The organism is Sanguibacter sp. Z1732, from assembly GCF_051020515.1.
Classification (GTDB): Bacteria; Actinomycetota; Actinomycetes; order Actinomycetales; family Beutenbergiaceae; genus CALKWS01.
In genome coordinates, this window is sequence record NZ_CP194857.1 from 2,786,988 (window position 1) to 2,799,649 (window position 12,662).

General features: G+C 64.4%; 10 protein-coding genes and 1 pseudogene. 3 read left to right on the forward strand and 8 right to left on the reverse strand.

Annotated features, from left to right (window positions below; genetic code table 11):
• Window positions 1-187 precede the first annotated feature (187 nt).
• From ACRRRO_RS14665 to ACRRRO_RS14700, 8 genes are all read right to left on the reverse strand, one after another.
• On the reverse strand, window positions 188-1,060 hold the full coding sequence (locus ACRRRO_RS14665) for a formylglycine-generating enzyme family protein (RefSeq protein ID WP_434080477.1): 873 nt from the start codon (window positions 1,058-1,060) through the stop codon (window positions 188-190).
• 39 nt (window positions 1,061-1,099) lie between these two features.
• Window positions 1,100-2,242 carry a sulfatase-like hydrolase/transferase gene (locus ACRRRO_RS14670; RefSeq protein ID WP_434080478.1) on the reverse strand — a complete coding sequence of 381 codons (1,143 nt, stop codon included), beginning with the start codon at window positions 2,240-2,242 and terminating at the stop codon, window positions 1,100-1,102.
• Window positions 2,170-2,535 carry a sulfatase-like hydrolase/transferase gene (locus ACRRRO_RS14675; RefSeq protein WP_434080479.1) on the reverse strand — a complete coding sequence of 122 codons (366 nt, stop codon included), beginning with the start codon at window positions 2,533-2,535 and terminating at the stop codon, window positions 2,170-2,172. Before ACRRRO_RS14675 ends, ACRRRO_RS14670 begins: the two co-directional genes overlap by 73 nt.
• Window positions 2,536-2,672: 137 nt before the next feature.
• A complete protein-coding gene (locus ACRRRO_RS14680; protein ID WP_434080480.1) occupies window positions 2,673-5,579 on the reverse strand; it encodes a polysaccharide lyase 8 family protein in 2,907 nt (968 codons plus the stop codon).
• Window positions 5,580-5,620: 41 nt separating this feature from the next.
• Window positions 5,621-6,964 (reverse strand): sulfatase family protein, encoded by a 1,344-nt coding sequence (locus ACRRRO_RS14685; protein ID WP_434080481.1) that lies wholly within the window; start codon window positions 6,962-6,964, stop codon window positions 5,621-5,623.
• A gap of 48 nt (window positions 6,965-7,012) precedes the next feature.
• Window positions 7,013-7,900: a carbohydrate ABC transporter permease gene (locus ACRRRO_RS14690; RefSeq protein ID WP_424798288.1), complete on the reverse strand. Its 888-nt coding sequence runs from the start codon at window positions 7,898-7,900 to the stop codon at window positions 7,013-7,015.
• 15 nt (window positions 7,901-7,915) lie between these two features.
• Window positions 7,916-8,896, reverse strand: coding sequence for a carbohydrate ABC transporter permease (locus tag ACRRRO_RS14695; protein ID WP_424798289.1), 981 nt, complete (start codon window positions 8,894-8,896; stop codon window positions 7,916-7,918).
• Entirely contained in the window at window positions 8,896-10,200 is a 1,305-nt protein-coding gene (locus ACRRRO_RS14700) for an ABC transporter substrate-binding protein (RefSeq protein WP_434080482.1), read from the reverse strand. Before ACRRRO_RS14700 ends, ACRRRO_RS14695 begins: the two co-directional genes overlap by 1 nt.
• Window positions 10,201-10,525: 325 nt before the next feature.
• Here ACRRRO_RS14700 and ACRRRO_RS14705 point away from each other — a divergent pair, with 325 nt between their 5' ends.
• From ACRRRO_RS14705 to ACRRRO_RS14715, 3 genes and pseudogenes are all read left to right on the forward strand, one after another.
• Window positions 10,526-11,647, forward strand: a complete 1,122-nt coding sequence (locus tag ACRRRO_RS14705; protein ID WP_424798306.1) for a substrate-binding domain-containing protein — start codon at window positions 10,526-10,528, stop codon at window positions 11,645-11,647.
• Window positions 11,644-12,147, forward strand: a pseudogene (locus tag ACRRRO_RS14710) (Gfo/Idh/MocA family protein); the annotation flags it as partial. The gene ACRRRO_RS14705 and the pseudogene ACRRRO_RS14710, both read left to right, overlap by 4 nt.
• A gap of 145 nt (window positions 12,148-12,292) precedes the next feature.
• Window positions 12,293-12,649: a hypothetical protein gene (locus tag ACRRRO_RS14715; protein ID WP_434080483.1), complete on the forward strand. Its 357-nt coding sequence runs from the start codon at window positions 12,293-12,295 to the stop codon at window positions 12,647-12,649.
• Window positions 12,650-12,662: the final 13 nt, after the last annotated feature.

Genomic DNA, 12,662 nt, shown 5'->3' on the forward strand with positions numbered 1-12,662 from the left:
CCATGCGGTACATCGGCCTGCAGCGCGGTGTCGTGGGTCACACAGTAGGCAGGGCCGGATGAAGAAGCACGGAGTCGCACACAGTCGCACATCCGGCGTCGCATCTCGGCACGGTGGCGCTGGATCACTCAGCGGGCGTCGGCGGCGATTCGGAAGCCGGTATTGCCGGAGGAGGAGTCACCGGCGTTCAACGTCCGGGCGGCCACCGGTACCTGTTGCAGTAGGAGTCATGGCACAGGTAGGAACCACCGCGGATGGTCCACACATCCGGCGTGGATCGGCCCGGGGACTGGGCCCATGGGCTCACTGTCCACTCCCAGACGTTGCCCGCTACATTGAACAGCCCGTACCCGTTGGCCGGGAAGGACCTCGCCGGGGCGGTGCCCACGTACCCGTCGTCCGCGGTGTTGTGGCGGGGAAAGTCGCCCTGCCAGATATTGCACATGTGTCTGCCACCCGGGGTGAGTTCGTCGCCCCAGGCGTACCGCCGTCGTAGGAGCCCACCACGGGCGGCATACTCCCATTCGGCTTCGTCCGGAAGGCGGGTGCCGGACCACGCACAGTAGGACTGCGCATCATGCCATGACACATGCACCACGGGGTGGTCGCGGCGATCTTTCAGTGAGGAACCCGGACCTTCCGGATGGCGCCAGTCGGCGCCATCGATTCCGACCCACCACGGGGTACCTGCGGCCACGCCGCGTACCATGCGGGGGTCGATGTCACGCACGAAGAGGTGGAAGACGAAGCTCCAGCCGAACTCCTCCGCCTGGGTGCGGTATCCCGTGGACTTCACGAAGCGTTCGTACTGGGCATTGGTGACGGTGGTGGATCCGATCAGGAACGGTTCGACCTCGACCGTGCGGACCGGCCCCTCGCCGTCGGCGGGGTGGGCATCGGGATCCTCGCTCCCCATCGCGAAGACACCGCCGGGCAGGTCGACGAGGTCGCGCCGGATCTTGCGCGCTTCGTTAGCGTTGTGCTCCGGTCGGGAACGCTCCTTCGAGGTGTGGAGCCGCACCGGTGTCGCGCCGGTGCTGCGGTCACCGGGACCTGTCAACTGAACCTCCCGTGCGGATGCCTCTGGGGCGGAGCACCTCTACTGTACGTGGGACTCCACGGCGGTCTCGGGTCGAATCCGGTCGACCTCGGGGATTCCGGACATCATGGCCATCCACTGGGCGAAGCGGTCACCACGCTCGCACAGGATGCGGTACAACCGCCGTCGCAGATCGGTCACCACATTGCCGTACGCGGGCACGGCCACGACATTGCGCAACTCATGCGGGTCGGACTGCAGGTCGTAGAGTTCGTCGGTGCCCTCGGGGTTGACGATCAGTTTGAAGCGCCGGTCCCGCAGCATCCGCTGGGAATAACCGAAGTGGTGGCCGTGGAACTCCGCGACGATCTCCCGGCGCTCGTGCAGCGCTGAGGGGTCCAGCAAACTGGTTCCTCTGCTGGCAGCGGTGTCAATCCCGGCGACGTCCAGGATGGTGGCGTGAAAGTCCAGTAGCGAAACGAAATCGTCGCACCGGGCTCCCCGCACCCCTGGGTTATGCACCAGGGCGGGGATGCGGTAGATGTCGTCATACATCGCCGGGCCTTTGTCGTTCAACCGGTGGGCACCGGTGAACTCGCCATGGTCGGCGGTAAAGCACACCACCGTGTCTTCCTGCAGCCCGTGGTCTTGGAGTGCTGCGAGGATCCGGCCCACCTGGTGGTCGATCAGGGCGACGTAACCGCGGTAGATCGCGATGAGCTTGCGCCATCGCACGGCGTCGAAACCGTCGGCACCCCAGTACTGGGAGTACGTGCATTGGATCTCGGGCTTGTCAGCGAAGGTCTCCGCCATCGATGCCGGCAGTTCGATCTGGTCCGGGTCGATCAGGTCGAACCACTCATCGGGCAGCAGATAGGGAAGATGCGGACCGAAGAAGTGACAGTTGAGGTAGAAGGGCTTCCCCTCGGCTGCGTAGGTGCCGATTCTCTCGATCGTCAGGTCCGCCAGGTACTGCTCGAACGTCGCCTCGGTGGGTTGGCGCAGCCGCGAGGCGAGGAGATGGCCCTGGCTGCCGTCCGGCAGCCTGGTGTGGATCTGCTCGGTGAGTTCCACCGGCGGGTGACCGTGGCGTTCCAGCCACGCCAGGTAGCCGGGATTGGTGTAGTCGTTCAGCGCTCCGGCGATGTGATCCCCGTCGAACCCGTGCTCTCGGCCGGACCCCGGCGGCGGCCCACGTGCCACTTGCCCACATGCCCGACGTTGTAACCCTGGGCACGCAGTTGGTGGGAGAAGACCGCGTGATCGGTGGGTAGTTCCTCGCGATGCCCGGAGTTCCACTCGTAGTTCGCCAGGAGGCCGTGCTCGAAGGGGTGCAGGCCGGTGACCAGACTCGCCCGGGCCGGCGTGCAGATCGCGCTGGGGGTGTACGCGGAGGTGAACACGGTGCTGACCTCGGCGAGGTCGTCCAGCACTGGAGTGTACGCCGGCGTGCCCTCGTAGAAGCCGAGTGTGTCCAGCCGGTGCTGGTCGGTCATCAGGAAAAGGATGTTGCGGGGTTGAGCCCCGCCGGTTGGCTGGTTGCGAGGACTGCGCATCGATCCCTCTCGTGCTTTCGTGGTGGGCAGTGGACCATCGCTGGGCCCTCCCGCTGAGGGGAGGGCCCAGCCGTCGTTCACCGTCTCAGCTCGAAGGTCACCGGCACACCACCGAGTCCGGCGGTGTCCACGACGATCCGCAGGCCGCTGTCTTCGGGATGGAGTTGTACCCGTTCCGACTGCCCGGCGAGCCGACGGGGCTGGTTCCCGTGCAGGAACACTTCGACGGTGTCGGCCTGGTGGGTCGGATCGCTGATCGAAACACGGCCGCGGCCCGGATTGATCTCAGCCAGGACCGAGGCAGGCTGGTCGCAGGAGATCTCTCCACCTCGCCCCGGTCCCCAGAAGTTCGCGGCTTGAACGTGCCCGATCCGGACGGCCTGGACATCCGCGTCGTTGGCGAGGAGTTCGATCCCGGGATTGTGCGAGCGCGCCTGGGTGCGATTCGCGCTCACCCCCGGCAATACCGCGTAGGCGTAGGTGGTGCGATCCGGTGCGTGGACCGACTCCAAGGTGGCATACACCCGGGTGTGTTCAGTACTCGAACCGGCGGTGTGGTTCCTCGACCAACTACCGGATCGCTCGCGCACCGAAGCACGCAACTGGGGTACGTCAAGCAGCAGGTAACCAGCCACCCCCTCCACGTGCGCCCAGGTCGGGTCGCCGACCTCGGTCGCCGCCGTGACTTCCACACCATCGACGACCAGACGGCGGTGATCCTCGCCCAGATTGCGGTGTTCGATGACCGTCTTGACCTCATTCCCGGAACCTGTGACGACGTCGCTGCCCAGGGCGATAATCATGTCCGGCAGGCAGAGCCAGGTCTTGCGCGCGTTCAGGCCCGTCCCGCCGGGACCGATGAGGTGCTGTCCGGCGAGAGCAATGTCATTGAGAGCCGCGCCACCGGTCCACTCGTTATCGGGCGTACTCAAACCCCATTGGCCTTCGGTCCGGGCGGGCAACTCGGTGGTGTCAACCGTGGTGCCTGCCGGAGCCATCAGGTCGCTGGTCGGCCAGTACTCGTCGTCGTAGTGCGCGATGTCATCAGGCAGGTACAGATATGTCATCCCGTTGGAGGTCTTGAATCCGAACTCGTTCTCACCGTTCCCGCACTCGTACCACGCAATGCGATCGGAGCACATCGCGATCGCGGTGGCCCAGTCCTCTCCCCGGTACACGAGCCGGTCCATCCGGGCGAACAGTGTCGGACCCAAAGGATCCGGAACTGGCTCGGCGCCGGAGGCCTCGAGTTCCTTGATGATGGCCACCTGGGGAACTGAGGCGCCGTCGTAGATCGACCGGTAGTCGTTGGTCTCCAGCCAGTGCAGACAGCGTCCACGCCACTGCCGGGCAGTGGCCGCTTCCACTGATTGCGCGAGGGTCGCGATGGCCTCGATTGCCATGAATCCGTTGTCGATGCTGCGTTCATGCTCTCGGGAGATGGCCCGGCCGCGCACCGGATCCATCATCTGGGCCCGGTAGATCACGGGTGCGAACGATCCCTCGACCGAGTCCAGCAGGATCTGGTGGCTCGGATCGTCGATGTCGTGGCTCGTGTCGGCAAGCAGGGCGAAGAGCCGGGACAGCGCACGGAGCAAGACCAATCCATAAGTCCCGGTGTACGGGACCGTCGAATGCTGGATGAACGAACCGTCGTAATAGAACCCATTCCCAGATTCGACGATTTGCCAAACATCGCTCAGTCCGGCCACCGCATGGGCGAGCCGGTCGGCGTCGGCTCCGGCGATCGACCGGATGATCACCGCCTGGCACAGGTCCACGCGATTCGCGCCCTCCGAGAGAGCACGGCGTGGCGAATCCTCCGGGAACTGGTACCAGGGGTCGGAAACGTAGAAGTCTATGGCATCGGCATAATCCTCGAAGTGCTCCGGCTCGATGTGGTCCGCCAGCAGAGCCATACTGTCTGCGAGCGACCGGGCGGATCCCGACTCCCACGCCCACCAGTTGCCGTACTCGGCAGTGCTGGGGTTGTAGGTGAGCACATTCGTGCGCCGGAGTGCGCCCAATGCGGTCTCAAGTGCGCTCTCATCCTCGAAGTAGTCCGAACCCGGGGTGGCCCAGGCGGTGGCGATCGCCTGGATGCGACGGAAGGTTGTGACAATGTTGCCTTCGTTTCCTTCGGGCAGGAAAGGGAGGTCGACGAAGGTGCGGGCGTCAGCACCATCGTTCACCTGAATGTCGGCGAACCAGATCGTGCCCTCCGTCCGGTCCAGCATGACGCCGACGGACAACTCGACTGCCTCGGGTGGTAACTCGACCCTTCTTTCATAGGACTGCCAGTCGAATGTTCCTCGCAGGTACGGTCCGGACCCGATCGGCACTACTACCGAGCCCTCGGCGTCGAAGGCCTGCACCCTGAGCATGCTGAATCCGCCGGATAGTCCGGTTCCCTTGACCTGGGCGGTCACGGTGAACTCACGCGGTGCACCGGGTGGGATCGGCAGGCGTTGAGTGAAAGCCAGCCGGGCATCCGCTCCGGACTCCGAGGTGATCGCCAGTGCAGCGTCGCCATCTGGGCCTACACCCTGCTCGACGGTGGCGTGGGCTGCTCCTGCCGGGTTCCAGGGAGTCCAGGCGACCGGGAACCCGTCGCTACCGACGTCACTGAAGTCTGGGTTGGTCAGGAGGTCGTATTCGGAGCCTGGCCCGTCGTCGACTTCCGTCGAGATCAGTTCGATCGCGCTCCGTGCGTCCTGGTCCAGGGCAGCCAGGGCGGGGCCGAATGCAGAGTCGTTGCTATTGACTTCGAGGCGACCGGTCAATTGGTCGACCCAACGTTGCCGTAGTTCCTCGAACTCAGCGGTGCTCATTTCAGGAGCGGCGAGCGCTGCACCGTGGAACGTATGGGTGAACATTGCCGCTAATCCCATGGCACCGGCACCCTTGAGTGCTGTTCGACGTGTGATTTCCATGGATCCTCCTTGATCGTGGACGAAACTATTACTGAAGATGATTCGATTCACTGGGTCGTCAATATGCGCTGTGCCACTCCTTCCTGTCCGGGTCAGTAGGGCGTGGCATAGATCTCCTCGACTACCTGCTCGGGGGTGTCCTGGGGGAGTGCGAGCCGTTTGAGCATCTGGAAATCGGATGTGGAGCGGGCCCAGTCGAGCAGCGCGCCGCGTAGCCGCTCCAACTCGGCATGGTGCCGGGACTCCACCGCAAGGTTGGTCATCTCACCAGGGTCAGCATGCAGATCGTGTAACTGTTCCCGGTGCTGCCCCCAGCTGTACACCACGTACTTGTAGCGATGTTCGACGACGGCGCGTCCGCGGGTGACGGGGGCTGCGGCAGTAGGGAAACTCGTCTGCACGACCAGGCGTTCCCGGTCCAGGACTTCCCCGTCACGAAGCACCGGTAGCAGGTTCTGCCCGGGGAGGTCCGGCTCAGGCCGCACCTGGGCTATCTGGGCGAGTGTCGGCAGCATGTCCAGGCACACCGACACCAGCGTGTCGGCGTCGACCCGCCCGGCGGCGACTTTCCCGGGCCAGCGCACCAGGAACGGCACGCGCACGATCTCCTCGTACAACGCCGTCTTCTGGTTCCACGCATGGCTCGCATCGCCGTCGCCATGATCGCTGGTGAAGATCACCACGGTGTCCTGTGCCAGGCCTGCCCGGTCGAGCATGTCCAGCAACTCACCAACGCGTGCGTCCATGCGCTCCACCAGGCGGGCGTAGGCATACCGGTAGTGGCGCCAGTCCTCAGGGGTGTAATCGCTTGTCCCGTAAACCTTGGCTTGGTCGTGCTGCTCCTGGCGCAGGGCTTGGGGTTCGAACGGCTGGCGGCCGAAGTTCGGCGGTAGGTTCGGGGTCTCCCTCAGCGGGGCGGCCGGGGTGTCCCCGTAGTAGAGCGGCTGATCGCGGGCGTACTCGCAGATGGTGTGCGGATCGTCGAAGGAGGCCACCAGGAAGAAGGGGCGGTCCGGGTCGCGACCGGTGGTCAGGAACCGGTCCACCGCCTCGGTGAGGCCGCGATCTCCGAAGTCCTTGATCGGCTCGAATCCGTCCCCCGGTTCGGCGCTCGGCTGCACCGCATGCCACTTGCCCGCATAGGCGCATTGGTACCCGCTGCCTTCCAGCAAGTGGCCGAGCGAGTCCGGGCCGAGCACGTCGCTGGTCACGTCGTTCGACGTCACTCCCAGCGTGTGCGGGTACTGCCCGGTGAGCAGGGAGGTGCGGGCCGGGACACATAACGGGAACGTGACGTAGGCGCGGTCCATCCTGGTGCCCTCGGTCGCTAGTCGATCCAGCGCCGGGGTGGAGAGGTCCGGGTTACCGGCATTGCTCATCATGTGCGCGGCCATCTGGTCGGCCATGATCAGCAGGATGTTCGGCCGGTCGCTCATGGCCGGAGCGGGGGTTCCTTCGGGCGGAGTCGTCATCGGCGGACGGCGCTACTTACCCATGCCCAGGGTGAGTCCCTCGGTGAGTCTCCGCCCCAGCCATAGGTAAACCGCCAGCACCGGAATGATCACCAGAACCAAGCCGGCAAACAAACCACCCCAGTCGGCGCCGCTGTAGGTCTGACGTTGCACGAAGTTGATCAAGGCGATCGGCAGGGTGTACTTGTCCGTGGTTTGCAGCAGTACGAGGGCAAGGACCGTCTCGTTCCAGTTCGAAATCAACTGCAACACGAAAGCGGTTAGGAGCCCGCCCTTCGCCAGCGGCAGCATGATGGTCCAGAACGTGCGCCCCGGCGTGCTCCCGTCCAGCGCCGCAGCCTCCTCCAGTTCACCGGGCAGGGAGCGGAAGAACGCAGTGAGCAGGAATACGGTGAAGGGCATCGACACGCCCATATACACCAGCCCGAGGCCGAAGATGCTGTTGGTCAGGCCCACCCGGGCGAGCATCACGAACAACGGCACGATGATCACCTGGACCGGGACCCCGAGCCCGAGGATGAACAGCAGGGTCACCGAACGGCTCAGCCGGGTCTCCTGGCGGGACAGATAGTAGGCAGCCGGTGCCGCGAGGGCCACGATTGCCACTGAGGCGCCCACAGTCAGGACCACGCTGTTGAACGCCGCGGTACCGAAGTTCCCGGCATTCCAGGCGGTGAGGAAGTTGTCGAACGTCCAGTTGTCGGGCAAGCCCCAGGGATTGGCGAAGATCTCCCGAGTGTCGCGGAATCCCTGCAGGACAACCCAGGCGAGCAGTGCGATGTTGAAGGCCACGAACAACCAGGTCAGGGTGATGCCGATTTTGCGGAGCGGTCCGGTCTCCGCCGCTCGCCGCAGTCCGCTCTTACGCTTACGAGTGGGGACCTGGGTAGCACTTGTCATGATGAAATCCCCATCTCAGAACTCAAGGGCTTCGCGCCGGGTGACCCGACGCAGCAGGACGATGAGCACGGCCACGAGGAGCAGTGCCAGCATGGCCGAGGCGCTGGCCATTCCGAACGAGGGGATCGACTGCCCGGAGAAGGCCATGATGTAGGTGTACACCGCGGATGTCCAGATCTCCTGCGGCGGTAGACCCACGCCGGTGGTGCCACCGAAGATCCAGACGAGTTCGAAGATCTTCACCGAGGTGATCGTCCAGAGCACGGCACAGACAGCGAAGACGTCCCACGTGAGCGGCAGGATCACGTATCGCAGCCGCTGGAACGCGCTGGCTCCGGCTAGTGCGGCGTCTTCGAAGAAGTACTCCGGGATCCGGTCCACACCGGCCATCAGGATCGTGGTGTAGTACCCCACGCTCGCCCAGGCCAGGATCGCCATCACGAGGCCGAAGAGGTTGTCCCGCGCGAGCCACAGCGGTGGATCGGACACACCGATAGCCCGCAGGAAGGTGTTCACGAGCCCGTTGGGGTTGAACGCGAAGCCCGCCAGCGCACCGAAGACCAGCGCGTTGATCAGGTGAGGGAAGAAGAGCACGTTCCTGGCGGTCCTCTTGCCCGCCATATCCCGCAGCACCAGCGTCAGGGCGAAAGCAACCACGAAGATCGTCGTGCCGACGATGAACAGGATCAACAGGGTATTGAGGAAGGACTGGAGGAAGAGGTCGTTGCGTACCAGCCGGGCGTAGTTGCGCAGTCCGACCCACTCCATCTCCCCGGCACCGGCCCAGTTGTGCAGGCTGATCCACGCCGCAGCAAGGATCGGGACGACGAAGAGGACGACGTAGAACAGCAGCGCAGGCATCACGAACGGCACGAACAACTTGCGTCGTTGGCGATCCAGGGGTGAGCGCTGGCTGGTCTTGCCGGACCGGCCGGTCGGGGCGTGCCCCGGACCGGCCGGCCGGAGGTCCTGCTCGCGTGCGAGCAGAGCACTCATCAGGCTTGGTCCTCCCAGTAGGAGATCGTGGCTTCCTTGGCTTCTTCGACGAACTCCTCTGCCGTCAGGTTGCCCAGCACGAGATCGTCGTTGATGGCCCAGAAGACGGTGTCGTTGTAGCCGGGGAAGGCCACACCATCGTTCTGCTGGTGGAAGGACTCGGCGGTGGACAGTCGCTCCATCACCGTGTCAAGAACGGGGTTGACGTCCACGTCCTGCCGGACGGGCAGTAGCCCAGCCCCCTCACCGAGCATCGTCTGGTACTCCTCCTGCAGGAAGAATGCCGCGAATTCCTGCGCCGCCTCACCGTTGTCCGCCGTTGCCGGAACCACGAACCCGGTGAAGTCCACCCGGGCACTGTCATGGGTGCCGGCAGGGAACGGGAAGGACGAGTACTCGAAGCCATCGGCCGCGTACGGAGTCGTCTCTGCTGCCGCCCACGAACCCATGAAGAGCAATGCAGCGTTACCCGATGCCCACTGTTGCTGTTGCTCCGGGAACTGACTCCCTTGGAAGCCGTCGATGAAGTAGCCGCCTTCGACGAGTTCTTGGACCCGCTGCGCCGCTTCGAGCACCGCTGGGTCATCCCAGGCGGCACCGGTCTCGTCCGAGGCCAACTCATACAGAGCCCCCGGACCCAACTCCCGCAGCAAGAGGGTTTTGAACCAGTACACGTTGTAGCCCGGGATGTCCCCGTCCAAGGCGATCGGCGTGTGTCCGTCTGCCTGGAGATCATCCAGCAGGTCGATGAACTCGTCCCACGACTGTGGAGCGTTGTCCACCAGATCCGGGTGGGCCGCAGCGTCGAACCAGATGGCGTCGGAGGTCAACTGGTAGGGGACCATCCAGTACTCACCGTCATCGAGTTGAATGTCGATGTACTCCAAGTACTGCGACGGGACGATGTCAGCCAATGTCTCGCCATTGATGTCGGCGTTCCACGCTGTCGAGAGCCCCTGTACCTGTCCGGCCGACACGACGCTGCCATAGGTGTTGACATAGGACTGGTCGACGAGGTCCGGTACCTCGGCAGTGTTGAGTGCGGGGACGAGTCGTTGGACGTTGTCCCGGCCCTGCCACTGGACGTTGACCTCGATGCCGGTCTCCTCGGTGAAGTCCTCGATCGCCTGGGCCATGACCTCCTGCTGAGCTTCGCCCTCGTTCCAGGTCGACCAGTACGTGAACTCGGTGGATTCGCCATCTTCGCCATCGGCGCTGCTTCCGGAGCATGCCGCCAGCACCAGAGCAACCGCCCCGAGAGCCCCGACCACTGCGACGCGCCGGGAATGAGAGTGCTGCATCATTGCACCTTTCTCTTTAGAACTGACTGAGGTATCTATTCGCTGTCTAAGTGCTCACGATGGCGTAAGACTCCAGCGATCGTCAAGAGTGACTTAGAGAGGAGTGTAGATGCGCCCATCGCGTGTCTGTGGACGAAATGTCCAATCCGTCGACGATTGTTGCACTGCTGTGACCATTGATCCTGACTGTCGCCAGACGAATGGAAGGAAGTTGAGCTTGCGATGAGCAAAGGTGGGTGCAAGTCCGGTTCGGCTCCGCTACTCTTCATCTAATGCACCTTAGGTGCATCCTTTTCAAAGGAATCAATCAAGGGAGAGTGGGGCGGCCGTGGATGACGCCACGAGCGGGCGGGAGTTGAAGTTCCGTGCACTGGCCAAGGACCTCCGTCAGGAGATCTTGAGCGGGAGGTGGGAGCCCGGAGCAAAGTTGCCCACGGAGAAGGAACTCATGGCTCAGCGGGGATTGTCGCTGACCACTGTTCGACGAGCACTCGACGAACTCGCCGACGATGGATTGATCGTGCGCAGGCAGGGCTCCGGCTCCTATGTCTCGACTGACCCCCGGGCAGGCGCGGGGGCCATGCGCACGATCGGCGTACTCGTCCCAAGCACAACGGAGTACTACCCGCGTGTGCTCGCAGGCGTGGAGAGCGCGCTCTCCGGAGCCTCTGCCCGCATGGTCCTCGCGTGCTACCACTACGACGCGGCCGAGGAGGAACGCGACATGGCATCCCTGATGGCCAGCGGCATCGATGGTCTGATCGCGGTTCCCGACCTCCTGTCCGCTGCGGATTCGCAGAAGAAGATCGAGGTGCTCTTCAACTTACCGGTGCCTGTAGTCATGCTGGAACGACGTGACACTCAGGCCCGACTCTCGGACCGTTCGGAGTATGTGTGCACCGACCATGCAGGCGGGGCGTACGACGCGGTGAACCATCTGCGCGGGCTGGGGCACGAGCGGATCGGTCTGGTGTGCCGGTACCCGAACCCCACGGGCATCTGGGTGGCCCAGGGGTACAAGGCAGCCGTGCACGACGTAGCGTTGCCAACTCTTCCGATCGACACCGCACCGGCTGCGGAATGGTCCTTGGAGCGGGCTGAGGTAGCGCTGCAAGAACTGCAGAAGTCGGGGGCGACCGCGGCGCTGGTCTTCGGAGACAGGGAAGCGGCGTGGATCGAGGCTGCTGCGCGACGTGCCGACGTCCGTATCCCTGAGGACCTCGCTCTGGTTGCGTATGACGACGAGAGCGCCGCGTACGCGGATATCCCGCTGACTGCGGTTTCCCCGCCGAAGCACGAACTGGGTCGGCTCGCCGCGGAGACCCTCCTGCAGCGCGTGGAGGGAAACGACCTGCACGCCGTACACCAGATCACCCTGCGCCCACCGATCGTCATCCGTAGTTCGTGTGGCGCCTTAGAGGCCGCGCAACCAATCAAGGAGAAGGTATGAAACTCGGGCTCCTGGGGGCCGGCGCGGTCGGTGCGGTGCACGCCCAAGCGGCCGCAGCGTTGCCCACCGTCAACGTAGCCGCGGTGTCCTCTCGCTCATTGTCTGAAGCCGAAGCCGTGGCCGAACCCCATGGTGCACGGGTGTACAGCGACTACCGCGAGATGTTCGACAGCGACCTCGACGCCGTGGTCATCAGCACGCCGCATTCGTTGCACACCCAGATGGTCCTCGATGCGGCGCAGGCCGGGTTGCAGGTGCTGTTGGAAAAGCCCATGGCGACCACAGTTGCGGATTGCGACCTGATGATCGAGGCGTGCGAGGCAGCAGGGGTTGCGTTGGCTGTGGGCCACATCCAACACTTCCTACCCGAGAAGGTGGCTGCTTACGACGCCGTACGGTCCGGGTGGATCGGGGCTCCGCGTCTGGTGCACGACCTGCGAAGCACCGACTACCGCCCGGGAACACGACCAGAGTGGTTCTTCGACCGGGAAGTGGCAGGCGGGGGAGCCGTGATGAACATCGGTAGTCACTGCATCGATCGGAGTAGTTGGCTGGCCGGTGCCCTGGGTGGAGCGGATCGAGGCTGCCAGCACCGCGTCGCGATTCGGCGTTGGCGTGGAGACCGATGCCACCGCACTTTTGACGATGACGAACGGACTCCGGGCATCGATCACCGTGACGTCGACACCGCCTCGCCTCGTAGATCAGGTCACCGTCGTCGGGGACGAGGGCACCATCGTGGCCGACTCCAGGCGTGGGACCCTGATGCGCGTCGGAGACACGGAACAGACATTGCATGAACGGTCCGAAGGGGACATACCCGCCGCGTTCCGGAACCAACTCGCGGCGTTCGTCGAGTTCGTCGACCACGGAACACCGTTCCCCGTCAGCACCGCCCTGAGCCGGACGGTCGTGGCGGCCGTGCATGCCATCTATGAAGCCGCGGACACCGGCCGGCCGGTCACGGTGCCGATGAGGCAGCACTCCGGGGCATTGTCGTGACATATGCCCGCGA

Bases quoted from the DNA above. Each gene is read 5' to 3' on its own strand.
- ACRRRO_RS14675 (WP_434080479.1), bottom strand. From the start codon at position 2,535: ATGACCGACCAGCACCGGCTGGACACACTCGGCTTCTACGAGGGCACG.
- ACRRRO_RS14695 (WP_424798289.1), bottom strand. From the start codon at position 8,896: ATGAGTGCTCTGCTCGCACGCGAGCAGGACCTCCGGCCGGCCGGTCCG.
- ACRRRO_RS14715 (WP_434080483.1), top strand. From the start codon at position 12,293: ATGACGAACGGACTCCGGGCATCGATCACCGTGACGTCGACACCGCCT.
- ACRRRO_RS14690 (WP_424798288.1), bottom strand. From the start codon at position 7,900: ATGACAAGTGCTACCCAGGTCCCCACTCGTAAGCGTAAGAGCGGACTG.
- ACRRRO_RS14685 (WP_434080481.1), bottom strand. From the start codon at position 6,964: ATGAGCGACCGGCCGAACATCCTGCTGATCATGGCCGACCAGATGGCC.
- ACRRRO_RS14700 (WP_434080482.1), bottom strand. From the start codon at position 10,200: ATGATGCAGCACTCTCATTCCCGGCGCGTCGCAGTGGTCGGGGCTCTC.